The organism is Companilactobacillus versmoldensis DSM 14857 = KCTC 3814 (genome assembly GCF_001434295.1).
Lineage (GTDB): Bacteria > Bacillota > Bacilli > Lactobacillales > Lactobacillaceae > Companilactobacillus > Companilactobacillus versmoldensis.
In genome coordinates this window covers 230,765-254,572 of the sequence record NZ_AZFA01000001.1, presented here as the reverse complement: position 1 = coordinate 254,572, position 23,808 = coordinate 230,765, and the positions used below count along the sequence as shown (strand labels likewise).

The 23,808-nt window shown below is 37.1% G+C and carries 19 protein-coding genes, 1 other RNA gene and 1 pseudogene; 6 read left to right on the top strand and 15 right to left on the bottom strand.

What is annotated here, in order from left to right; translation table 11 throughout:
* Window positions 1–47: 47 nt before the first annotated feature.
* Window positions 48–1,145: an Ldh family oxidoreductase gene (locus FC27_RS01225; protein ID WP_010623508.1), complete on the bottom strand. Its 1,098-nt coding sequence runs from the start codon at window positions 1,143–1,145 to the stop codon at window positions 48–50.
* A gap of 258 nt (window positions 1,146–1,403) precedes the next feature.
* The gene (ppsA, locus tag FC27_RS01220; RefSeq protein ID WP_010623509.1) at window positions 1,404–3,812 is read right to left on the bottom strand and encodes a phosphoenolpyruvate synthase; all 2,409 of its coding nucleotides are present in this window, start codon (window positions 3,810–3,812) and stop codon (window positions 1,404–1,406) included.
* A gap of 364 nt (window positions 3,813–4,176) precedes the next feature.
* Here ppsA and FC27_RS01215 point away from each other — a divergent pair, with 364 nt between their 5' ends.
* A complete protein-coding gene (locus tag FC27_RS01215; protein ID WP_056938056.1) occupies window positions 4,177–5,367 on the top strand; it encodes an amidohydrolase in 1,191 nt (396 codons plus the stop codon).
* Between the two features lie 49 nt (window positions 5,368–5,416).
* Here the strand turns inward: FC27_RS01215 and FC27_RS01210 are convergent, their stop codons facing one another.
* The gene (locus tag FC27_RS01210; protein WP_010623510.1) at window positions 5,417–6,736 is read right to left on the bottom strand and encodes a CAP domain-containing protein; all 1,320 of its coding nucleotides are present in this window, start codon (window positions 6,734–6,736) and stop codon (window positions 5,417–5,419) included.
* Between the two features lie 118 nt (window positions 6,737–6,854).
* Complete coding sequence (locus FC27_RS01205; RefSeq protein WP_010623511.1) at window positions 6,855–7,721, bottom strand: DegV family protein; 867 nt, start codon at window positions 7,719–7,721, stop codon at window positions 6,855–6,857.
* Window positions 7,722–7,918: 197 nt separating this feature from the next.
* Here FC27_RS01205 and FC27_RS01200 point away from each other — a divergent pair, with 197 nt between their 5' ends.
* Window positions 7,919–9,583: an Rqc2 family fibronectin-binding protein gene (locus tag FC27_RS01200; RefSeq protein WP_010623512.1), complete on the top strand. Its 1,665-nt coding sequence runs from the start codon at window positions 7,919–7,921 to the stop codon at window positions 9,581–9,583.
* Window positions 9,584–9,630: 47 nt separating this feature from the next.
* Here FC27_RS01200 and FC27_RS01195 read toward each other — a convergent pair whose 3' ends face one another.
* The 7 genes from FC27_RS01195 to FC27_RS01165 form a co-directional block, all read right to left on the bottom strand.
* Window positions 9,631–12,036 (bottom strand): ATP-binding protein, encoded by a 2,406-nt coding sequence (locus FC27_RS01195; protein WP_010623513.1) that lies wholly within the window; start codon window positions 12,034–12,036, stop codon window positions 9,631–9,633.
* A gap of 1 nt (window position 12,037) precedes the next feature.
* On the bottom strand, window positions 12,038–13,114 hold the full coding sequence (locus tag FC27_RS01190) for a carbamoyl phosphate synthase small subunit (RefSeq protein ID WP_010623514.1): 1,077 nt from the start codon (window positions 13,112–13,114) through the stop codon (window positions 12,038–12,040).
* Between the two features lie 17 nt (window positions 13,115–13,131).
* A complete protein-coding gene (gene pyrR / locus FC27_RS01185) occupies window positions 13,132–13,665 on the bottom strand; it encodes a bifunctional pyr operon transcriptional regulator/uracil phosphoribosyltransferase PyrR (RefSeq protein ID WP_010623515.1) in 534 nt (177 codons plus the stop codon).
* Between the two features lie 135 nt (window positions 13,666–13,800).
* Window positions 13,801–14,694 carry an RluA family pseudouridine synthase gene (locus FC27_RS01180; RefSeq protein ID WP_010623516.1) on the bottom strand — a complete coding sequence of 298 codons (894 nt, stop codon included), beginning with the start codon at window positions 14,692–14,694 and terminating at the stop codon, window positions 13,801–13,803.
* Between the two features lie 4 nt (window positions 14,695–14,698).
* Window positions 14,699–15,160, bottom strand: a complete 462-nt coding sequence (lspA, locus tag FC27_RS01175; RefSeq protein ID WP_010623517.1) for a signal peptidase II — start codon at window positions 15,158–15,160, stop codon at window positions 14,699–14,701.
* Complete coding sequence (locus FC27_RS01170) at window positions 15,160–16,842, bottom strand: formate--tetrahydrofolate ligase (RefSeq protein ID WP_010623518.1); 1,683 nt, start codon at window positions 16,840–16,842, stop codon at window positions 15,160–15,162. The genes lspA and FC27_RS01170 overlap by 1 nt, the downstream gene beginning before the upstream one ends.
* A complete protein-coding gene (locus FC27_RS01165) occupies window positions 16,842–17,228 on the bottom strand; it encodes an EbsA family protein (protein WP_010623519.1) in 387 nt (128 codons plus the stop codon). Before FC27_RS01165 ends, FC27_RS01170 begins: the two co-directional genes overlap by 1 nt.
* Before the next feature lie 27 nt (window positions 17,229–17,255).
* Between FC27_RS01165 and FC27_RS01160 the strand changes: the two genes are divergently transcribed.
* From FC27_RS01160 to FC27_RS01145, 4 genes are all read left to right on the top strand, one after another.
* Complete coding sequence (locus FC27_RS01160) at window positions 17,256–17,651, top strand: reverse transcriptase-like protein (RefSeq protein ID WP_010623520.1); 396 nt, start codon at window positions 17,256–17,258, stop codon at window positions 17,649–17,651.
* 78 nt (window positions 17,652–17,729) lie between these two features.
* A complete protein-coding gene (locus FC27_RS01155; protein WP_010623521.1) occupies window positions 17,730–18,743 on the top strand; it encodes a lipoate--protein ligase in 1,014 nt (337 codons plus the stop codon).
* A gap of 56 nt (window positions 18,744–18,799) precedes the next feature.
* Window positions 18,800–19,813 (top strand): lipoate--protein ligase, encoded by a 1,014-nt coding sequence (locus FC27_RS01150; RefSeq protein WP_010623522.1) that lies wholly within the window; start codon window positions 18,800–18,802, stop codon window positions 19,811–19,813.
* A 119-nt stretch (window positions 19,814–19,932) separates the two neighbouring features.
* Entirely contained in the window at window positions 19,933–20,871 is a 939-nt protein-coding gene (locus FC27_RS01145; protein WP_010623523.1) for a magnesium transporter CorA family protein, read from the top strand.
* A 2-nt stretch (window positions 20,872–20,873) separates the two neighbouring features.
* Here FC27_RS01145 and FC27_RS01140 read toward each other — a convergent pair whose 3' ends face one another.
* From FC27_RS01140 to FC27_RS01130, 4 genes and pseudogenes are all read right to left on the bottom strand, one after another.
* Window positions 20,874–21,989 (bottom strand): THUMP domain-containing class I SAM-dependent RNA methyltransferase, encoded by a 1,116-nt coding sequence (locus FC27_RS01140; RefSeq protein ID WP_010623524.1) that lies wholly within the window; start codon window positions 21,987–21,989, stop codon window positions 20,874–20,876.
* A 70-nt stretch (window positions 21,990–22,059) separates the two neighbouring features.
* An RNA gene (rnpB, locus tag FC27_RS11550) (RNase P RNA component class B) lies at window positions 22,060–22,415 on the bottom strand.
* A gap of 512 nt (window positions 22,416–22,927) precedes the next feature.
* A pseudogene (locus FC27_RS12200) lies at window positions 22,928–23,039 on the bottom strand (DivIVA domain-containing protein); the annotation flags it as partial.
* A gap of 155 nt (window positions 23,040–23,194) precedes the next feature.
* Window positions 23,195–23,746 carry an SLOG family protein gene (locus FC27_RS01130; RefSeq protein WP_010623526.1) on the bottom strand — a complete coding sequence of 184 codons (552 nt, stop codon included), beginning with the start codon at window positions 23,744–23,746 and terminating at the stop codon, window positions 23,195–23,197.
* Window positions 23,747–23,808 lie beyond the last annotated feature (62 nt).

Genomic DNA, 23,808 nt, shown 5'->3' with positions numbered 1-23,808 from the left:
ATTTGACTTAGAGCCAAATTAAAATATTTCAGGTCTCTTTGTTGTGTTTATTCTAAATTAGATGCTTCCTCAGTTGGAACTGTAACGTGGTACTTCTCACCAATTTTTTGTAGTTCATCGGCAGTCGTATCGTCAATTGAAATTCCTTGAATTAAGTTTTCATCATAATGCTTATATTCACGGTCACCAGGGATCATAATCTTTGTTCCAGGTAAATGTTTTAAGTTTCTGATCCGATTGAACATTTCTGTCACGTTTGCTTTTAAGACATCCAAGTCCCCGAATAATGAAGGATCAATTGTCATAAAGAACTGACTGAAATCGTGTTTCCCTGTGTTAGTATCAGCTGAAAGTGAACCTTGGGCAAGGATCCCTGTCAGTAGTTCAATGATCAACGAATTACCAAATCCTTTATAATTAGAATTTACTTCTTTTTGACCACCTAATGTTAAAACACCACCACCGGGACGGTCTTCAGAAAAGGCGATTTTGGATAAATTATCTTCAACCGTTTTAGCATCATGCAAAACGTTGCGGTTTTCATCAACGGCCCAATCACCAGGGATTTGCTCACCTTTTTTGGCTAGAACTTGAATTTTACCACTGGAAACGACGGCAGTTGCACCATCAAAAACAAATGGGTGTGGATCTGCTGGGAAAGTAAATGCTAATGCGTTAGAACCTAGGAAGGCTTCAAGTGAGTTAGTGGGTACAACTAGTGGACGAGTATTGGTAGTTGAAATACCAATTAAGCCTTCTTTGCAAGCCATTCTTGAATAATAACCGGCAGTTCCAAAATGGTTCGAATTACGGATCACTCCTAAAGAAACACCAAGTTTTTTAGTTTTCTCGATCAATTTATTCATCGTAAAAGCTGAAGCAATTTGACCCATACTTTTATTGGCATCGACCAATAGACTAGTTGGAGTTTCTTTCAAAATTTTTGGTTGCTGTTCTGGTTCAAGGGTATGCTCTTTGATCATGCTGGTGTACCAAGCTAAACGTTGGATACCATGCGAAGAAATACCACGCAAGTCGGCATCAACTAAAGTATCTGCCAACAAGGCACCGTCTTTTTGATTGAACTTTTGAGCTTTGAATACATCCTCTAAAAATTGTCGTTCTGATTCTGCACTAATTTTCATAATTGATCTCCCTCTACTATTTCTAACTTTACACTTTGATAATTATATTCCAGACTGTAAAATCATTTAATTCCATACTAATTTTAATTTAATGATAAATAACTTTAATAATATATATTATCTTAGTCTTTATTAGAAATTTCAAGTATTAAAACCCCATTATATTAAACGATATTTAATTTAACTTGAAGAACAAAAAACATCACAAAATCCTTTAGGATCTTGTGATGCTTTTTGTTAATAATTCAGTTATCTAGCTTATTCCCAATCGTAATTAGTTGGGTCTTGCAAGCCACGACCTGTTGCCTTGTCCAACAAGATTCTTTGTTCAAAGTGAGCAACGTTACGTTTTGTAGCCTTGACCATGTCTGGGTTGACTGAAACGTAATCGATACCACATTGAATCAAGAAGTTTGTGAAGTCAGGATATTCAGAAGGTGCTTGTCCACAAATCGATACTGTTCTGCCATCTTTATGGGCAGCTTTGATCAAGTGTTTGATTGCACGTTTTACAGCTAAGTTACGTTCATCGAACAATCTTGCAACAGTATCATTGTTACGATCACAACCAAGGATCAGCATAGCTAAATCGTTTGAACCGATTGAGTATCCATCGACATATTGGTTGAATTGATCGGCAAGAATGATATTTGAAGGAATTTCAGCCATCATGTAAACTTTGAAGTCTGGTCCACGGTGAAGGCCTTCACCTTTCATGATATCAGTAACTTTTCTAGCTTCATCAACTGTTCTGACAAATGGAATCATAACATTTAAGTTCTTCAAACCAAATTCGTTACGAACTTTCTTAACAGCTCCTAATTCAAGTTTGAAGGCTTCGATATATTTAGGATCATAGTAACGAGATGCACCACGCCAGCCTAATAAGTCAGCTGGTTCATGTGGTTCGTACTTGTCTCCACCTTTCAAGTTACGATATTCGCTGGACTTGAAGTCTGATAGACGAAGAACAACTGGTCTTGGTGCCATTGCACGGGCAACCTTAGAAATACCATCAGCTAACATGTTGACAACTTTTTCTGGATGTCCTTGTTCAATCAGATATAGTGGATGTTCGTGGATAAATGTCGTCCAGAGGAACTCTTCTCTCATGAGGCCAATACCATCTGCTGGAAGTGTTGAATACTTGTCGGCTAAGTCTGGATCACCTAGGTTCATCATAACTCCAGTAGCAGTAGGAGCAAATGTTTCAGCAGCAACTACTTGACCACCAGCTTCTGATGATTTGTCATTTTTCTTCAGAAGACTGTCAACTTTACCTTCATAAACGATACCGTTAGTAGCATCAACAGTGATAACGTCACCGGTCTTCAAAACGTCCGTTGCAGCAACCTTTTTACTCTTAGTACCAACGATACATGGAATCTGCATTTCTCTAGAAACAATGGCAGCGTGGCAAGTCATACCACCATTGTTAGTAACAATAGCAGCGGCTTTCTTCATTGCCGGTACCCAATCAGGTGATGTCATCAATGTTACTAAGATCTCACCCTTCTTGAATTGGTCAATGTCATCAGGACTATCAATGACGTGAACAACACCACTTGCTAATCCAGGACTAGCTGATAATCCACGTACTAAGACTTTTGCATCAGACTCTGATACCACATTATCATCTTCGTTTCCTTTAGAATTGCCCTTCTCTTTATTCTTTTGTGACCAAACTGTTTCTGGACGAGCTTGTACGATCCAAAGACGGTTAGTATTTGAATCCAAGGCAAATTCCATATCCATGTAACAGCCATAGTGTTTTTCAATTTCTTTAGCATAGCCAGCCAATTCGATTACCTGACTATCTGTAAGGACTTGTTTTTCTTGTAATTCTTTTGGAACTGGCTCTTCTTTAGTTCCGCCATCGGCATTTCTTTCCAATTGGATAGTTTGCTTAACAATATTCTTGTCAACAATCTGCATGGATTTCTTGTCAACTACAAAGTGATTAGGTGTAACTTTACCAAGGACGATATATTCACCCAAACCGTAAATAGAATCGATTACAATCTTAGTGTCATCACCATTAGCAACGTTAACGGAGAACATGATTCCTGATGCCTTTGAGAAGACCATCATTTGAACAGCTGCAGATAAAGCAACTTTTTCATGAGGGAAATTCTGCTTATGTCTGTAGTATGTTGCCCGATCAGTAAACAATGATGAATAACATTGTTGAACACGGTCAACAACATCGACGGCTCCTTTAATGTTTAAATATGATTCTTGTTGACCAGCAAATGATGCATCTGGTAAATCTTCAGCTGTGGCTGAAGATCTGATGGCAACAAATGGATCATCTTGGCCGACTTTCTTGGATAATTCAGCATATGCTTTGGTAATCTCATCAGCTAAATCATCTGGCATTTTTGCATCAACGATAAGATTTCTAATCTTCTCACACGTTGAATGAAGTTCATCTGAATCTTCATAGTCTTTGATACCTTCAAGCAATGCATTAACTTTATCATTAACACCCGTCTTATCCATGAAATACCGATAAGCACGTGCAGTTGTTGCAAAGCCATAAGGCACTGGCACATCCATTTCAGAAGTCATTTCTCCTAACGAAGAAGATTTACCTCCTACTAAATTAACATCCTTCCGATGTAATTCATCGAACCATAGAACGTTCGCAGTATCTCGACTACTCATAATATTACCTCCTTGTGATTTATACCTCGAATCTGTCCCGAATAGCATGTAATCGCTTTCACACTACAAACATATTATAATTCAATTATTCACAAAATGTTACCTTATTTAATGATTTTAATATTTTTATGAGGTCATAAAGCAAACAAAAGACTGCTATAAAAGCAATCTAGACTATCAAAAATTTTCATCAAAATAATTTTGCTAACTAATTTCTGAAACTATTTTCGAAAAATTAGTCTTAATTTGTTCGTTTACTCAAATATCACTATTGCCTGATAAAACGTTGAAAATATGTGAAAAAATTCGCTTGCTAACGTTTTTTCATGCTAATGTATAGATGAAATGATTTTAAAATGAAAGGATGACTTTTTTGACAAATCAAAATGAACTAATGACCAAACTGGAAGATTCGACTGAAGAAATTATTAATCTTCGTCGCTATTTTCACCAACATCCTGAGGTATCATTTAAAGAAGAAAACACTGCTAAATATATTAAATCCTATTACCATGATCTTGGTATCGAAACCAAAAATTATGGTTCTGGTTATGGATTTGTCGTTGATATCAACTCGGGTAATCCTGGCAAAACAATTGCCCTTCGCGCTGATTTTGATGCTTTAGCAATTCAGGAAGAAAATGATTTACCTTTTAAGTCTGAGAATCCCGGTGTGATGCATGCTTGTGGTCATGATGGACATACAGCTTATATGATGGTCTTAGCTAAACACCTCTACGAAATGAAAAATAAGCTACGTGGCAAAATTCGGATCATTCACCAACCCGCTGAAGAGGTTTCTCCTGGCGGCGCTAAATCAATGATCGATGCTGGAGTTCTCGAAGGTGTCGACAATGTAATTGGTGCGCACGTCATGTCTTCAATGCCGACAGGTTCAATTGGTTATCATAACCAAGAAACTCAAACAGGACGGGCTAATTTTTCAATTACATTCACTGGTAAAGGTGGACATGCCTCCATGCCTCATCTTTCTAAAGATGCCATTGTCGCAGGTAGCTATTTCGTTACTGCACTGCAAACGGTCGTCTCAAGAAATATCGATCCTTTCGACACAGCTAGCGTCACAATTGGTTCTTTTGATGGAGTTGGTTCCTACAATGCCATCAAAGCTAGTGTTGAGTTAAAAGGTGATGTCCGCATAATGAAAGAATCGACGCGTCAAATTATCCGTCAAAGGATTCAAAAAATAGTCAACGGCGTTTGCGATATGTTCGATGTTACAGCCGATATTAACTACGATGACAATTACCCTGTTTTGTATAATGATGAAAAGTTGACTGACCAAATCATTTCAGCCATCAAACAAGCTAAAATCCCTGAAATAACTGAAGTATTCGATTGTGGTCCACAGGATCCTTCGGAAGATTTTGCTTATTTTGCCCAAGATAGACCAAGCTGTTTCTTTTATGTCGGATGTCAGGCATCTGATGGTAGTAATCATCCACATCACAGCCCAGATTTCTTTATGAATGAAGATTGTTTGATCGTAGCCGCTAAAGCTATGGGAACCGCAACTTTAGACTATTTGCAATAAAAATATCCCTTGGAACTCATTTAATGAGTTTTCAAGGGATATTTATTCTCTAGTTAATTGGATTTGATAAATCTGACTCTAATAGCCAAGCGTTAGTACCAATCCGATAATATTTAACGTTGTTTCCAAAGTCAACTGAACGTCTGTCGGTCACCCAACTAGAGTTAGCTGCAGCGTACCTAGTCGTTTTCTTGCCATAGTCATCATAAATAGGTGCATTATCTTTAGCGGTGATAACAGGTCCACCTAAGAAACTTGCCCATGGTAAGACATCGGCAGCTTTAACGAAACCGTTATTTGAAACATGTAAATAATAAGTTCCATTGATTATAGAAACAATATCTGAAGCCCAGTCAGTACCGGGGGCCAATCTAAGGTTAGTGTAAAGTTGTCCGTCACGGTCATACATATTGACATAACTATCACGAGTACTTACTCCCCCACGGATATCTGAAAAAGTATAACTGTCGCCGTTTTGAACATAATCTTGAGCAGCATTACCGGAATTACGTTCAGCATCTACTGAATCATATTGGGAAACATTAGCATAGTCATTCATTGTTGTATAGTAATAGGAATTACGTTGAGTGTAACTACTCTTGGCTGCATATGTGGCATCATTACCGATTTCTTGAGAGAAATAAATCATTCCATTTGAGCCAACTGTGACACCAAAACCAATGTAACCAACATAAGGGTTCAACATATTTTTACGGTGTCCATAATTAGGCACGGCATCATTATTCTCATCATAAAACTCTTCAGTAATGGTTTTTGCTATCTGAGTAGGATCGTTAGCCAGCGTACCTAAAGGTAATTGACCGATGTTTTCCTCGGCAGTCAAATTGTAAGGTGCCATCTTTGATGAATCCCAACCGACGTGATTATCGATCCCGGTACCATTACTTGCAAAAGAATCTGATCTTTCTTGAGCGTAACTGTTCAAAACTTCAACATTTGTCAACGGATCTAAGCCGTTTTGTGAACGCAAATTATTGATTTCTGATAAAAGTGCCGTTTTGATAGCTGAAACATCGACTGAAGTACTAGCTTGAGTCTTAGCAACTGTTGCACTGTTGTTACTATCAGTATTACTTGAATTACTTGAACTGTTCGTATTATTCGTATTATTAGTAGTAGCATTAGTATTATTGTCAGCAATATTATCGTTGCTGTTTGTGTTAGTTGCAGTATTGTTTTGATCATTGGTATTTTTAGTTTGGTTCGTTGATGTCACGGTACTAGTAGTTTGCGTGTTATTACTTGTGTTATTAGTATCAGCTAAACTGTTAGTAGCACTACCGAAGGTAGTAGTGAGTAATAAAGCTGTTGAAAATAAAACAGCCAGATTTTTCTTATTCAATTTCATAATATCCCCCATTCTGAATAGGAAGCAACTACATAAATTTTACCTTAAAAATATAATAAAAAAAGACTTGAACTACGAATAATTCAAATCTTTTCTAGAATAATTTCATTAAAATTTTTTATGATTTGTCAAAATCACGGATCCAGGCAATTGCCAGTGCACCTTTGCCTAAATGTGTTCCAATGACTGGTCCAAAATATGATCGATCCAGTGTCAAATCAGGATATTTATCACGTAAATGTTCAGCCCATTCATCTCCAGCTTCTTTATCGTCACCATCAATGACTAGCAAACGCAAGGGATATTTGGAGTCCTTCATAGCATTTTTTAATTTATCTTCAGCACGAAGTTTAGCTTTTTTCAGCGAGCGTACTTTATCGTACGCCACAATATGGTGACTGACAGAGTCAAACTCTAAAAGTGGTCTAATTTTCAACATACTACCAATGAAGGCAGAAGCATTCGATAGACGACCACCTTTAACTAAGTTCTTTAAATCACTAACAACGAAAGATTCATCCATTGTATTTCTTAAAATATTGAGACGTTTAATAATCTCGTTCAAAGCTTTACCATCCTGTGCCATCTCAGCAGCTTCCTGAACCAAATAACCCATTAGTCGAACGGTGATCCAAGAGTCATAGACAACAACATTGGCACTCTCAACAGTTTCAGCAGCGCTTTTTAAATTATTAACGAACCCAGAAATTGAAGAAGCTAAATGAATGGAAATTATTGTGTCATAGCCCTCTTTAGCTAATCGGTCGTATAATTTCAACATTGCTCCAATTGGTGGTTGAGCAGTAGAAGGTAATTCACGTGATTTTTCCAGTAAATCGTAAAATTCAGATGTCGTGATATCGATATCTTCACGATAAGTTTTAGTATCAAATACTACTTCAATCGGTACGACCGTGATATTGTATCGTTCAACGATCTCTTGAGGTAAATAAGCGGTACTATCAGTTACTATGGCGATTTTCATAAATTTATCAATTCCTCGTTTAGTCACGTATAATAGATGTGTAACCATTTGATTATATCATATAAATGGCATATTATATTTATCGCGCTTTAATTTCAAGTCTGTCATTTTAAAAATTAAGTATAAAGTACAATTGAACAATTTCATAGAACAAAAATAATATATTTTCATATAAATAAATAAGGGGTCATTAATTAATGTCATTTGATGGAATGTTTACCCATGCAATGGTAAACGAACTAAATACCACCCTCAAAGGTGGTCGGATTGCTAAAATCCAGCAACCCTTTGCTAATGAATTGATCTTAACGATTCGTAGCAATCGAAAAAATCAACAATTATTGTTGTCAGCTCACCCAAATTACGCTCGGATTCAAATAACTGATCAGCCATTTGAAAACCCTGCTAAACCCTCGACCTTCGTCATGTCATTACGTAAATACATCACTAGTGCGATTGTCCAAGGTTTCCGTCAGCTTCATAATGATCGTGTAGTGATGATTGATTTAAGCGCCAAAAACGAATTAGGCGACATTCACGCCTATACAATGATCATTGAGATCATGAGTCGCCACAGCAATATCTTTTTAGTCAACAATGAAAGCGGCAAGATCATCGATCTGATCAAGCGCGTCTCACCTGAAAATAATAGTTTCCGAGGATTATTACCGGGTGACACCTATCAACTTCCTCCCGCACAAGATAAATTGAATCCTTTCAAAGCTGCTGTTGAGGAATTCACAGATTCGAAAACAGCCGCAGATATTCGTAATAAGTTTGAAGGTATCGGATTGGATACTTCTCAAGAATTGGCATCCATCTTGTCTACTCAAGGAGATCCAATTACTTTTGTGCAGAGTTTTGATGATTTAGTTTCACCCAATACTGCTAAACAAGAAAAGAACAATAAGTTGGGATTCTTTCCTGTCGAATTCAAGAACACTACTAAAATCGTCGGCTACTACCCTACTTTAGGTCAGCTTTTAGACAATTATTATTTGGATCGAGCAAGAGTGGACCGTATCGAACAACAAACCAAGAGTGTGACTCATCGACTGAGTATTATCTTGAAAAAAGACCGTTCTAAGATTAAAAAGCTTGAAAAGCAATTCAAGCAAACTAAGATCATGGACGAATACAATTTGTATGGAGAATTGCTCACGACTTATATGTCACAGATCACTCGTGGTGAAAAATCAATCACTTTGACTAACTACTACAATAATGAAGAAGTTAAAATCAAATTGAATCCTGAATTGTCTCCTTCAGAAAATGCTCAAGCTTACTATAAAAAGTATCGCAAGCTCCAAAATTCTATTCCTCATATCAATCAGCAGCTTGATTTAGCTAATGCAGAAGTCAATTACTTGGATTCAGTGATTGCTTCACTTGATTATGTTGATATAGAAGATGTTGACGGGATCATTGAAGAGCTTGAAGAATCCGGCTACATTAAGAAAAAGAAGAAAAATCGTCGTCGTAAGAAGAAAAAATCCGTTGGCGAGAGATTTACTACTAGTACGGGTGTTTCAATCGTCGTCGGTAAAAATAATATCGAAAATGACAAATTAACGATGAAATTAGCGCAAAAGAACCATTATTGGCTTCATGTCAAGGATATCCCTGGCTCTCATGTTATTTTGGAATCTAGTGATCCTGACGAGCAATCGATTGTTGAGGCAGCCAGCATCGCTGCATACTACTCGAAGGCTCGAGAATCTAGTAAAGTTCCTGTGGATTATTTACAAGTCCGCAATATCCATAAACCAAATGGTGCTAAACCTGGCTTTGTGATTTTTGAAGGTCAGAAAACGATTCTGGTCGACCCAGACAGAAATTTGGTCGAGAAATTAAAAGCGTAAATAAAAAATGTGAACAGTGATGAATTTTCATCATTGTTCACATTTTTTTATTGAGGATTTATTTTATCGTTTAATAATTTCCGAATACCTTCTTCATTGTAAGACTGAAATTTCTGATCATTGATTGTGACCAAGAAATTTTTGTCATCATTTTGAAAGATTTTCTCGATAGACATATCGTGTTCTAAAGTATTACCCAAGATCAATTTTACTAAGGTATCGATCACATGGACGGAACTAGCGATTTCATGGCGAATGATATCTTGATTCATTCCTGCAGAAATCTTAGTGATCATCCAGTGACCATTAATAAAGGCAAATTCAAAATTATAAGTATTGATTTGATTTAATTGAGAAAGTTCCTCTTTAACGATAGTAGCAATTTCATTTTTCTCTCGCTCAGTCATAAATTTATTAAAAGAACTGATCTCGTAGCTCTTATCGCCGACCATCTTACGGTAAATAACTGACGGAATGGTAAAACTCTTACCATCGGAAACTACGATGATTCTCATCGATAGATCTGCCTTCATATCAATCGATTTAATGACTTGAGTACTGATTTGAAAGACCTCATTATTATTCATGTCTTCGTCACTTAAAGTCTTTGAGAAGTCGATTATTTTAAAGATAGCCTTATCATCGATTAAATTAAGATGAGGCAGTTCCATATGTGGATCAGCAATCTCATAAGCAATATTTCTGACATCTAATGGCGAACTCCATGGTTCACGACCAATAATGATTGCTTCTAAACCATTTTGATTGATCGATTTAACTAATTGCAATAGGACAAATTGTCGAACCAAAATATTTTTCTTGGAAGTAATGATTGGTGAACGAACTACGATCTTATTTTTATCGGTAAATTCCAGATCGTTGTTGATCCCACTAGTTACGAAGAAATTACGTTGTCGTAATTTATCCATGTTCACTGAAATGGATTTTTTACTTTTGACCACTGTTCTTGTGACAATATCGTCACGATCTAAAAGTACCTTGCTATACCCCAAGCCTTTGACACCCATACCGACAAGTTTTTCAATGTTGTTTTCGTCAATTTCATCGTCACGAATGATGGCACTGTTATCTTTAATGTTTCGAAGTGCTACTAGATATGGAATGTTGATACCAGTTACTTCTGATAAGACTGGTAATTCGAAATCGCGTCGGATAGCCTCGATTAGTACGTCAAGCATCCAGTTGGTCGAATGAATGATTTTTTCGAATAACTGGTCATCGTCCATTTTATGTAGTTGTTCGTAGCGATTAAGCGTATCGTTCAGCTTATCATTTAGAGGTCCTTTATTGAAAACCTCTTCGATACTGAATCCACTGACAATGATACTTGAATCGGAAGTCTTGCTTGGTCCAATGTAGCGTTGTTCACGTGAGTTCCATTGTGGGAACCTTGAAGTGATGTGATCCATGAATGGTTCACTAGCACCATTGAAACTATTTCCTGAGTCAAGTTGCAATTTATCGAGTTGGTAACCCAGATTCAATTCCACTGCAACAGTGGCTAAAGGATAACTAGTTGCGTATTCGAGAAACTTCGTCTCCTCGCTCAAACGAGGGATAAACTCGGTGATATAGCATTCGTTGGACTTGTGATTGTAAGCAAAATGAACTGTGCAAGCACCAACGATATTGAATACTCGTGCCAGTTTGATTGCCAAATTGCGCAATTTTTGTAATTTTGAATCATTGAGAGACAAAGCTGGCGAGATCAAGTTTGAGTCCAAATGATGAATACCAATTGGTTCAACATCTTCAATCGTTCCGATTAAAGCAGCATTGTCAAACCGGTCTCGCACGACGGTACAAGAGTACTCACTAAAACCACGTACACTACGTTCGATTTCAATTTTTGCACTACTGCTATCTTCTAAAGCCATGAAATTATCAAGCTCGAACAAATTATTGATATTAGTCCAACCACTTGAATGACGATTCGAGAAACGTCTTCTGGCAATTATCGGGAAGCCAATCGAACGTATGAAATCATATAACTCTTCCTCTTTATCTGAAGAAATAAAGTTGATCACTGGCAAATCATTTTCGTTCAATTTGCTGATGAAGAGTTCACGTTTGAATGTAGCCAAGGAGGCAAAATAGTCTGTCCCCAGAACTCTAGTCCCGGCAATTTTACCATTTAGCCCGGAAATGATACCTAGAGCATTTTTATCTCCCACTGTTGGCAGGATTGCATCAGGTCTGAATTGCTCAATGTAATTTAAAATATTTTCGCCATTAACTTTTTCGACAACGATTTTGTCAAAAAAATCGCTCGATGAAAGTAATGCGGTGGGATTTTCTACCATGATGGTAGTTTTATAACCTAATTTATGTAAAATATCAGCGGTGTCGTATAGTGCAGTCGATAAATCGACGTTTTTATCACTGTTTGTTGGACCGATAATTAAAATATTATGAATTCCACTAACTACCAAATTATCTACTCCAATCTTGCTGTTTGATTGAATTGATCAAATCAATAAATTCATCAAAAACATAGTAACCATCAGTTGGGCCTGGTGCTGCTTCTGGCTCAAATAAGACACTGATGATCGGCAAATATTCATGCCGTATCCCTTCGATACTACCATCGGAGACACAAATATCTGTCACGATGAAATCAGATGAACCGATTGATTTTTGATCGATCGTATATGAATGATTATGATTAACAAAGTCAATTTTCCCACTGGCAACTTCTTTGACCGGTAAAGAAGATTCATGATGAGGTTTAGTCAATTGCGTTATTTGACAATCATTTGCCATTGCAACGAGTAAACTACCTAAACCAATGCCCAAAATTGGAAACTGTTTTTGTAAAACTTTGATATTTTCTAAAACTTTTGGCAAATCTTTAGGATCTCCAGGTCCATTGGAAAAAATGACGCCATCTGGATGTAGGCTGGCAACTTGTTCAGGAGTCGTATTGTAATTGACGATGATCGAATTACAATCTCGATATGACAGTTGACGTAAAATCGAATATTTCAAACCTAAATCTATGATTACCATTTTTAAACCAATATTGGGATTTGGATAAGATTGCTTAGTCGAAACTTGCTTAACGAGGTCACTTGGCAAAACCAGGGCTTTAATTTGATCGATTGCATGTTCATCATGGGTATCCATGATGCTTGCTTTCATTTCACCATGTTCAAAGATGTATTTTGATAATGCTCGGACATCGACATTTTTGATCCCGGGTATATTCATACTCGTGACCCATTCTTCAAAAGGAATCGAGTTATCGACACTTTCTGCACTGGTGGATCCTACAACGATCCCCTTGCATTTATAATTGATTGATTCATAGAAATCACGATTGATACCAGAACTACCAATACCAGGTAGGGTAAAGGCAATTATTTGACCTTCAGCATCAGGATCAGTCACTGATTGCTCGATTCCTGTTCGATTATTAGAAACGACTAATTGACCAGTAGTGATGGCAGAAGAACCAAATCCTTCTCCTGGGAAAACTGTCCCGTCCTCTAAGATTAAATAACGTTTCATTAAGTCACTCCGATCAATTATTCGATTTCGACTTTATCTTCTCCATCGATTTCTTTCATAGATACTTTGATCTTCTCACGTTGAGAAGTTGGAATATTTTTACCGACAAAATCAGCCCTGATTGGTAGTTCACGATGACCGCGGTCAACTAAAACTGCCAAAGAGATCTTTTTCGGACGACCTGATTTCATCAAAGCATCCATTGCTGCCCTGATTGTCCGTCCAGTATATAAAACATCATCAGTTAAAATCACATGTTTATTGGTAACGTCAAAGTCCAGTGGTTCAGCTTTGAATTCATGAACGTCTTTTTCCTTTTCGTCAGCAGAGACGTCATCACGATAAGGTGTGATATCCAATTCTCCAACTGGAATACTGATGTTCTCTAATTGTTTTAAACGTGATTCAATTCTGTGAGCTACAAAAACTCCCCTAGTTTTGATTCCCACTAAAACTAGGTCCTCAATGCCCTTGTTTCTTTCAATAATTTCATATGTGATTCTGGTCAATGCACGAGTCATCGTTTGACCATCGATGATTTCTTTTGCCATAGAAAAATCTCCTTATCCTAAATAAAAGCCAGGACCAAAGCCCTAGCTTAAATTTTTCATATTGTAACTTTGTTCGTGGTACTTGAATACACTTAACTTATCATAGTTTTAGAATAATTTAGGACTTATTTACTGTCAACCACGTAGTTTTTTAACTGTTTCCTGAAAAATCTTTGGTGAATCAACAGAAAATTCTAACCATTCATGAGTTCTTGGGTGTTCGAACCCTAATGTCTCAGCATGTAAAAATTGTCCATTACCAGGCAATGTATGCTTTGGTCCATAAAGAGGATCGCCAGCAACTGGATGCCCAATATACTGCATATGAACTCTGATCTGATGTGTCCTTCCGGTCTCCAACTTAAGCTTTACTAGTGAATATCCTTCAAACTGCTCTATCACTTCAAAGTGTGTGACTGCTTTACGACCATCATCTACGATAGCTTGCTTCTTACGGTTATTCTTGGCTCGACCCAATGGTGCATTGATGATACCTTTACGTTCTTTGAAATTACCATGAACAATGGCAACATATTCACGTAAATTAGATTTTTCCTTTAATTGATTCATTAAAGACTGTTTGGCTAAATTGTTTTTAGCCACCATTAATAATCCTGAAGTGTCTTTATCGATCCTATGAACGATACCAGGACGGATCAAATCATCATCATTGATTTTGCTATGATACAAGATTGCGTTGACCAATGTACCGTCACGATGACCAGCCGCTGGGTGAACAACCATGCCTTGAGGTTTATTGACCACCAAGACATCATCATCCTCATAGACAATATCTAATGGAATATCTTGCGGTATCGCTTCAATTGGCTTTTCGGCTGGGATCGTAAAACTTACTTCATCCCCATTGACCAATTTATAACCAGTTTTAGTGATAACTTGATTGTTAACAGTGATTTCACTATCTTTAATGAATTTAGAAATTTGTGAGCGTGATAATTCGGACATTTGTTCATCAATGAATTTATCCAGACGAACTTTCCCTTCACCCTCGAATATTAAATTTATCATATTATTATTTATTTTTTTCACCTGCCGTTGAACGGAATAGCCAGAGGATCAATAAAATCACACCAATAGTGATATATGTATCGGCCAAGTTGAAAATAGGAAAGTTCATAAATTCCAAATTGAACATGTCGATAACAAATTGACGTGTAAAACGATCAATAGCATTTCCTAGTGTCCCTGCTAATAGGAAGAGTAAGGAAAAACGATATAAGTATTGGTTTTTCTCTGCTTTAAAAAAGAGATACAAAAGTACGATCACAGCAACTGCCGTAATGAGGTAGAAAAAGTACATCTTACCTTCTAACATGCTCCAAGCAGCCCCTGTATTTCGGATATTGGTCATTGAAATGATCCCTGGTAAGAGCTCTTGATTACCAAGTGAAGGGATATTGTAAAATACGTAAAATTTTAATGCTTGGTCAGATACAACCAAGCCTAGTAAAACGAGTAAATAAACAAAAGGCATTAGAATAGTCCACTTATCTTTCCTGTATTATCAACATCCATATTCAAGGCTGCTGGTTTACTTGGTAATCCGGGCATAGTCATCACATTTCCTGTTAGGACCACGATGAATCCTGCGCCTAACTTAGGAACAAGACTTTTGACATGCAAGGTAAAGTCCTTTGGACTACCTAGTTTTTTCGGATCGTCACTCAACGAATATTGAGTCTTTGCGATACAGACCGGCAAATCATCCCAAACATTATCTTTCAATGATTTCAGTTGCTTTTTAGCCTTATCTGAATATTCGACATTATTAGCTCCATAGATCTCTGAAGCAATCGTCGCAATTTTTTCTTCAGTCGTTTGTTCATCTTCGTAAAGTCGTGAATAATTTGAAGCTTTATCAGCTGCTTTGATAACTGCTTTAGCTAAATCGATACCACCTTTACTACCCTTGTGATGAATCTCAGTCAATTCCACGTCGACCCCGACTTCATCACAAAGACTAGTTAGAAGCTTGATCTCATTTTCAGTATCCGTCGCAAAACGATTGATTGAAACGATCACTGGTACATTGTAATACCGCATATTTTGGATGTGGCGTTTAAGATTCTTGAAACCGAGTGTTAAAGCCTTTAAGTCTTCATTTTCGAGGTCAGCCAATTGTTGGCCACCATTATATTTTAATGCTCTGATAGTAGCAACGATGACAACTGCATTAGGTGCATGGTTCAATCGAGGAGTGACGATATCCATGAATTTCTCACCACCAAGATCAGCACCAAATCCACCTTCAGTAATAGTATAGTCACCGAGTTTCATCGCCAATTTAGTAGCCAAAATACTATTGCAACCATGGGCAATATTAGCAAATGGTCCACCATGAATGATAGCTGGTGTGTTTTCTAAAGTCTGGACTAAGTTTGGTTTCAAGGCGTCTTTTAAAAGCATCGTGATAGCACCTTCAACATGTAGGTCGCGAACAAAAACTGGCTTTTTATCAAATGTATAAGCAATCAATATACTTGCGATCCGTTCTTTTAGATCGTCTAAATCCTGTGACAAACACAGGATGGCCATTAATTCACTGGCAACGGTGATCTCAAAATGCTCTTCTCGAGGGATCGAATTGATTGGGCTGCCGAGACCAATAACGGTACTTCTTAAAGCTCGGTCATTGATATCTAAGGCACGTTTCCAAATGATTCGTCTTGGGTCAATGTTTAATTGGTTTCCTTGATGCATATGATTGTCGATCAAAGCTGCTAATGTATTGATTGCACTGGTCAAAGCATGCATATCACCGGTGAAATGTAGATTGATATCTTCCATTGGGACTACTTGAGCGTATCCTCCACCAGTAGCACCACCCTTGATACCCATTACCGGGCCTAATGACGGTTCTCTAAGTGCCAAGACTGTCTTTTTGCCTAAAGCTTGGAGTGAGTCAGCTAAACCGATAGCAACTGTCGATTTACCTTCACCAGCTGGTGTAGGGTTGATCGATGTCACCAAGATCAATTTACCATCGTCATTTTTCATAGCCTTAGAAATGCCACTACCACTGATTTTTGCTTTGTAATGACCATAAGGCTCGATATCTTTTGATTCAAGCCCGACTTTTTCGGCTATTTCGTTAATATCTTTCATTCGATCATGTTCATTAATTTGTGCAATTTCTATATCGCTAGGAAATGCCATTATTGATCACCTGCTCTTTTCATTAAATCATTCAGTATTCCTCTTGTAGAGGTGATTGAAACTGGAAAATAATCGTGATTATGAAAATCTAATTTCAATTGCCACTTATTTGAAGAAGTAATTGAAACGTCTGCTCTTTTGAAAGTTCTTACTTTTGGATGATTAGGTTCTTTGATAGCAATACTTGAATCAGATACCTCGATCCAGGAAATTTTTAGTAAATAAAAGACGTAAACTGCTGATAAGATCCAGATCACGATAGGGATCACACTTAAACTCATGATCTCCAATTGCAAAATCACCCCAAAGAAGATGATAATTAGAGCCAAGGACCAAAGGATCACGCCCCAAGCTCCAGTGGGCTGAATGTAATACTTTTTTGACATAAAATACCCCCGAAAGGTTAAATTGACATGATTAAATTGTACACCGACGCAGGTTTAAATACTAATCAAAACTTAGCCGCTATTGCCTACGTCTACTCCACCGATAATGATAGTTATAGCTTTAGTCGTCCAGAAAAAGAATTAGATAACCATTACTTAGAATTCTTAGCAGTTTTGGAAGCATTAAAAGATCTTGACCAAAAAAATCTCACTAATGATATTTTGCAGTTGAAAACTGATAGTCAAATAGTCGTTGACAGTATCGACAAACATTACTCAAAACATTACCAAGAAATGGTCGATTTGATAATGCCACTGCTAGAAAAATTTCCAATGTATTTTGTGAAACATATCGCTGATAAAGACAATGGCGCAGCCCATACACTGGTTCATCAAGAACTGATCCATCTGCGAAATATATAAGTATTCTAATTATATATTTGAGTAAAACTGTGATATTATTTAATCGCTTACAAATTTTGATCAAAGGAGATTTTGCAGATGTATTATGTACTTATGAAAGACCGAGATATCCGTGATAATTTAGCTACAGAACAGTATCTCATGAACAACGTCGAATTCGACGAACCTTTAGTACTTTTTTATATTGAAAAACCTTGTATCATTGTTGGACACAATCAAAACACACTTGAGGAAATCAACAGTGATTACGTCAAAGATCACAATATTACAGTAACCCGCCGTATTTCTGGTGGTGGTGCAGTTTATCAAGATTTGGGTAACCTTTGTTTTAGTTTTGTTGTCAACTCAGACGATAAAAACTTTGGTGATTTCAAATCATTCACTCAACCAATCATTGATGCACTACATCAAATGGGAGCAACCACAGCTGAAGTTTCTGGTAGAAATGACTTGCTAGTCGACGGCAAGAAATTCTCAGGTAATGCCATGTATTCTAAAAATGGTAAAACCTTCTCTCACGGAACTCTATCATTAGATGTAGACTTGAGCGTTCTGACAGAAGCTTTGAATGTTCCTGCTGATAAGATTGCTTCAAAAGGTATAAAATCCATCAGAAGTCGTGTTACTAACCTTCGTCCATATTTGGACAAGAAATATCAAGATTTATCGACTGAACAATTCCGTGATCGTCTTTTATTGGAATTATTCCACGTTGATAACATCGAAGATATCAAAGATAAAGAATATGTTGTCACTGACGAAGATCAAGCCAAAATCGACCAAATCAAAAAAGATTACTATTATAACTGGGATTGGGTCTATGGCAAATCTCCTAAATTCACTGCCAAACAAAGAAAACACTTTGATATGGGTACAGTTGATGTTCGTTATAATGTTGAAGATGGTAAGATCGAAAATGTTGAGATCTACGGTGACTACTTTGGTATGAAAGACACCAACGATATTAAACAAAAGTTGACTGGTGTCAAATTTGATCGTGACGAGATTTTAAAAGTACTCGATCAATTCAATCTGGATGATTACTTCAAGGGCGTTCCCCAAGATGAATTAATAAAATTGTTCAGACCATAAGGAAAAACCGGCTTGAGTGAATTTTACTCAAGTTTTTTTTTGAGGAGAGGGAAAATATGTATTTTTATAGAATGGAATCAAAAGATATCAGAGATAATTTAGCTACTGAACAATACTTGATGAATAATGTTGAATTCGATGAACCGTTAGTCCTCTTCTATATTCAAAAGCCATGTATCATCGTTGGTCGTAATCAAAATACTATTGAAGAGATCAATGCCGATTATGTCAAGGAACACAATATTACTATCACTCGTCGGATATCTGGTGGTGGTGCGGTCTATGATGATTTAGGAAATATCAGTTTCAGTTTTGTTGTCAATGCTGATGATGAAAACTTTGGTGATTTCAAAAAGCTAACCAAACCGATCATCGATGCTCTAAAAGATATGGGGGCTACTACTGCTGAAGTCTCAGGTAGGAACGATCTAATGGTCGACGGTAAGAAGTTTTCCGGAAATGCCATGTATACAAAAAATGGGAAGATGTTCTCCCATGGCACCCTAGCCTACGATGTTGATTTAACTGTTTTATCTAAGGCTTTGAATGTTCCTAAAGACAAGATTGCTTCAAAAGGTATCAAATCAGTCAAATCCCGAGTAACAAATCTCAAGCCTTACTTGGATCCTGAATATCAAAATCTATCAACTGAACAATTCCGTGACCGCTTGATCATGGAACTATTCCATACTGATAGTTTGGATTCGATTGCGGATAAAGAATATCATTTGACTCAGCAAGATAAAAAAGCTATCAAACAACTCGATGACGACTATTATTACAATTGGGATTGGGTTTATGGTCAATCTCCTGACTCTGCAGTCAAGAACCGTGAACATTTCCAAATGGGTACGGTCGATATTCGTTATCAACTTTCTAAAGGTAAGATAACTGATGCACATATTTATGGTGATTATTTTGGTAAAAAGAATACTGATGAGATTGCTAATCAACTTATCGGTATTCCATACAGTCCCGAAAACATTGAAGAGGTCCTCGATACTTTCAATTTGGATGATTACTTCAGTGGCATCCCTCAGGATGACCTGGTCGAACTCTTTACAATATGATCTTTAAGCTAAAAAACCGTTAATTCAAAATTGAATTAACGGTTTTTATATTTTGTTAAAGTCTGGAATTTTTGATGACTGATTATGATAAGATATTGGCGACAAGAGAGGTTTAAAAGATGATAACTCCTGAAAATATCAAACAAGATTATCAGTTAGTCGATATCAATTCCAAAGAAAATTTGGATGACGATGATCGAACAGTCCTGATCGAACAATTTGGATTGACTAATGAAGTATTGGATTATGCAGATGATGAGAATGAACGAGCTCGACTTGAATTTGATGAAAACAATCAAATCTGGTTGGTCGTTTATTATGTCCAAAATGAGATCAAGGAGTCAGCATCCGCCAGTACTCGACCGGTCGCTCTTGTCATTAAAGATGATAAATTATTTTTATTTACTAATAAATATACTCACTATGTCCATGACTACCTTATCAGTGCCGACAAGCGAATCAACAATGATATTGAAGATCGTGTCTGGGCCTTGATCTTTAAAGTATTTGACCAAATATCTGATGATTTTGGTGACACAATCAACGATATCAATTTGAAACGCAACAAAATCCAAGCATATATCGAAGGACGGAAAACATCGTACAAACAAATCATCAGTTTGGCCGAACTTCAAGATACGATAATCTATATCAGTACGGCTATCAATAGTGATTACAGTGTCGCACGCCAAATCGATATCATTGCCAGTAGTAAAGCAGAAACTGTCATGCTCACTGATGAAACCATGGACAGATTACATGATTCCGTGATCGAAATCGAACAGTTAAAGGATGAATCTGATTTAGCTGCAAACATTATCGAACGAGTAGCTAACACAAACAACAATATTTTAAATAACCAAATGAACGGTACCATGAAAATCCTGACCATTTATACGATTGTTTTGAGTATCCCAACAATAATCTCTGGTTTTTATGGCATGAATATGTCACTACCGGTGGCAGACAAGCATTGGTCATGGGTCTTTTCTCTGATTGTCACCATTATCATGATAATTTTTGTTTTATGGGATCTGCATCGTCGAAACAGTTTATAAATTTATCTATGTTCAGCCCAGAATTGATAATAATCCGTTCTGATTGAACCGTTGTAAAGCTTTCTCTTTTTAGTTGCTTTTTGACCATAGTATTTTTCGAATTCCAAATCGCTGGTAACGATGTATTTGCTCCAGCTGGACAACGGGATGAATAGGTCGCCCATTTGTTTATAAAGTGTCCGAACGCTTTCCATATCGCTCATACGTTGACCATAAGGAGGGTTTGAGATGATGACGCCATCTTCCCCTTCGATTTTCAAGTCTTTAACAGCAACTTGTTTAAAGTTGATATCATGTAAGACTCCAGCACCGTGGGCATTCAATTTAGCAATGTCGATCATTGAACCATCGATATCGCTAGCAAAAATATCTAATTTAGGAGCAGTCTGCACTTCCTTGGCTGCTTCTTTTTCTTTCTCAAGAATCTCTGGATCAAACCAGTCGAAACCTTCAAATGAGAAATGACGTAGCATCCCTGGAGCAATGTTTCTAGCCAATAAGGCAGCTTCGATAGCAATCGTACCTGAACCAGTAGTAGGATCGACGAATGGCATGTCTGTGTGCCAATTAGTCAACATGATCAAGGCAGCGGCAAAGTTCTCCTTCATTGGCGCAGCCCCATGTTCCAAACGATAGTTACGTTTGTATAATGAATCTCCGGTCGTATCAAGCGTTACTTCAACGACATCTTTATGGATCCGAGATTCGATTTGGAAAGTTGCTCCTGATTCCGGTAGCCGTCCACGACGTTTGTATACATCTGCCATTTTATTAACAATAGCCTTTTTTGTGATGGCTTGAATATCTCTTTCAGAATGCAATTTTGATTTAACAGTCCGAGCTTTGATCGGAAAAGCAGCATTTAATGGCAACCAGTTATCCCAGTCGATCTCATTGACCCGATCGAAGAGCTCTTCAAAACTTCTTGCTTCAAACGTAGCGACAACGATTTTGATTCGATCAGCACTGCGCAACCATAAATTGGTTTTTGCAATGTCCTGATTGTCACCTTCAAAGTACACCTTGCCATTTTCGGTAGTTGTTTCATAACCTAAAGCTTGTAATTCTTTAGCGGTGACTGCTTCAAAGCCACTGGACATAGTTGCCAATAATTTCATATTGTTCCTCTTCTGTTTCTAAAATTTTGTACAAAAAAAGGACGAGCAAGTCGTCCCTCACCTAGTAAACTTCTATAGGCCACGTTCTGTTCAAGTACTGGTTTGGTAAGCCAGTACAATCAGTAATCATCTATCTACAATTAAGCCTTCACAGTAGATTCATTTCTCGTTATGAAGCGCCCCTACCAAAGTTTGGGTTGCCAGCTCGTGGGGTTTACCTCGTTCCATTATCAGGGTTTCCCCTGATACTACGTCTCTGTGGCACTTTCAAGCTAATGACACATAGTAAAAACCTTAGTGCTTTCGCTGCCATTACCAAAAGGCACCTTAGCTTATTAGGCTAAGCACGAACACTACAAGCATCTCAGCTCGTGCTGGCGTGGACCTTCCTCAGCCTAGAAAACTAGACCGCGATTACTCGAAATTTACCAACATTTTGTATTATACCTAAAATTGACTCATATTTCCATTATTATTTACATTTGAGTTAAATCCGTTCATATTTTGACGTGTTGCATCAAAATGATTTGGGTTTAAATTGCCGTTATTGTTGTTATTATTTGTATTCGACATTGGATCAGTATTGATCTCATTGTGTCCACTTTCAAAAGGATTATTGTGGTTAGCTCCATTATTCGGAACAGCTGCTGAAGCAAATTGTTTGATATTATTATCGCCTTTGGCATTGTTAGCATCTTGATTAGGCATACCATTAGAAAAATCATGACCGAAAACATGCTTTTCAAGATTTGACACACGTCTTAAAATATCATAATAAGTAGAAGCGTCAGGTTTTTGATTGTTTTGACTATTCATCCCTGGCATGACATTGCTCTTTGGTTGAACAGGGATCGTCCGGTTGGCTCTTTGACGAGGAGCTGTTGTTTGACGACTGCTTTGTGTATTGCCATTTTGTGACATTGAGCTAAGTTGTGATTGAAGACGATCATTTTCTGCCTTTAAGCGATTCAATTCGTTTGAGTATGACTCATAGTCTTTAATGATACCATCTAAGAATTGATCGACTTCCGTTTGGTCATATCCACGCATCTTAGTCTTGAATTCTTTTTGGAGAATATCATTTGGTTGAAAATTTAAAAAGAATTTATTATCGTTGTTCGGTTGTTGATCGAAACCATTACCATTCATTTGATTCATATTATTCATTGTCTGCACCCCAATTATGTTTAATAATATATTTTTACTTAATCTTCCGACAAGCTATTCGCAAAGTCTTGCATTGCATCAAAATCAACTAATTCAAGAGAATAATTGTACCCTCGGTCTTGATAATTCTTAATTGCTGAATAATCATACTTTGGCTTTCCACCACTTTCTGGATCGTAAAAAATCAAAGCCCCATCGGTATGTTGAAGCATAAAGTTTTGCCAAGTCCTAAGTTGTATACCTGAATGATACCCCAATTTAGTGATTTTATTGACATAGTCAGCATTTCTTAAAAAAATATTTAGTAATGACTGATTGTTTTCATTCCACTGTTGACCAAAATTTGCAAATGGCATCATCACTGCATGTTTGATATTATATCCTTTATCTTTAACTTGCTGAACAGCTGGGCCAACATATTGTTCGGTCCCCATCTGAGCACCAGTTAAGATCCACTCAGTACCATCCTCAGCATAGTTTATCATGCGTTCAGTTAAATATTTTTCGATAACTTTCTTTTTTGGATCGTCTGGTTTAAAAATCCCTAATTCGTAGGATCTATAGCCTGTTATCCACAAATTCTTGATCATCCAGATCCCTCCAATAATTTAAAATTTTAATTGCATGGTATAATTCTGAAAGTAGGAGTTGA

Bases quoted from the DNA above. Each gene is read 5' to 3' on its own strand.
- FC27_RS01205 (WP_010623511.1), bottom strand. From the start codon at position 7,721: ATGAAAATCGCCATAGTAACTGATAGTACCGCTTATTTACCTCAAGAG.
- FC27_RS01155 (WP_010623521.1), top strand. From the start codon at position 17,730: ATGTATTATGTACTTATGAAAGACCGAGATATCCGTGATAATTTAGCT.
- FC27_RS01160 (WP_010623520.1), top strand. From the start codon at position 17,256: ATGATTAAATTGTACACCGACGCAGGTTTAAATACTAATCAAAACTTA.
- FC27_RS01130 (WP_010623526.1), bottom strand. From the start codon at position 23,746: ATGATCAAGAATTTGTGGATAACAGGCTATAGATCCTACGAATTAGGG.
- pyrR (WP_010623515.1), bottom strand. From the start codon at position 13,665: ATGGCAAAAGAAATCATCGATGGTCAAACGATGACTCGTGCATTGACC.
- ppsA (WP_010623509.1), bottom strand. From the start codon at position 3,812: ATGAGTAGTCGAGATACTGCGAACGTTCTATGGTTCGATGAATTACAT.
- lspA (WP_010623517.1), bottom strand. From the start codon at position 15,160: ATGCCTTTTGTTTATTTACTCGTTTTACTAGGCTTGGTTGTATCTGAC.
- FC27_RS01210 (WP_010623510.1), bottom strand. From the start codon at position 6,736: ATGAAATTGAATAAGAAAAATCTGGCTGTTTTATTTTCAACAGCTTTA.
- FC27_RS01215 (WP_056938056.1), top strand. From the start codon at position 4,177: ATGACTTTTTTGACAAATCAAAATGAACTAATGACCAAACTGGAAGAT.
- FC27_RS01145 (WP_010623523.1), top strand. From the start codon at position 19,933: ATGATAACTCCTGAAAATATCAAACAAGATTATCAGTTAGTCGATATC.
- FC27_RS01150 (WP_010623522.1), top strand. From the start codon at position 18,800: ATGTATTTTTATAGAATGGAATCAAAAGATATCAGAGATAATTTAGCT.
- FC27_RS01140 (WP_010623524.1), bottom strand. From the start codon at position 21,989: ATGAAATTATTGGCAACTATGTCCAGTGGCTTTGAAGCAGTCACCGCT.
- FC27_RS01225 (WP_010623508.1), bottom strand. From the start codon at position 1,145: ATGAAAATTAGTGCAGAATCAGAACGACAATTTTTAGAGGATGTATTC.
- FC27_RS01180 (WP_010623516.1), bottom strand. From the start codon at position 14,694: ATGATAAATTTAATATTCGAGGGTGAAGGGAAAGTTCGTCTGGATAAA.
- FC27_RS01200 (WP_010623512.1), top strand. From the start codon at position 7,919: ATGTCATTTGATGGAATGTTTACCCATGCAATGGTAAACGAACTAAAT.
- FC27_RS01170 (WP_010623518.1), bottom strand. From the start codon at position 16,842: ATGGCATTTCCTAGCGATATAGAAATTGCACAAATTAATGAACATGAT.
- FC27_RS01165 (WP_010623519.1), bottom strand. From the start codon at position 17,228: ATGTCAAAAAAGTATTACATTCAGCCCACTGGAGCTTGGGGCGTGATC.
- FC27_RS01190 (WP_010623514.1), bottom strand. From the start codon at position 13,114: ATGAAACGTTATTTAATCTTAGAGGACGGGACAGTTTTCCCAGGAGAA.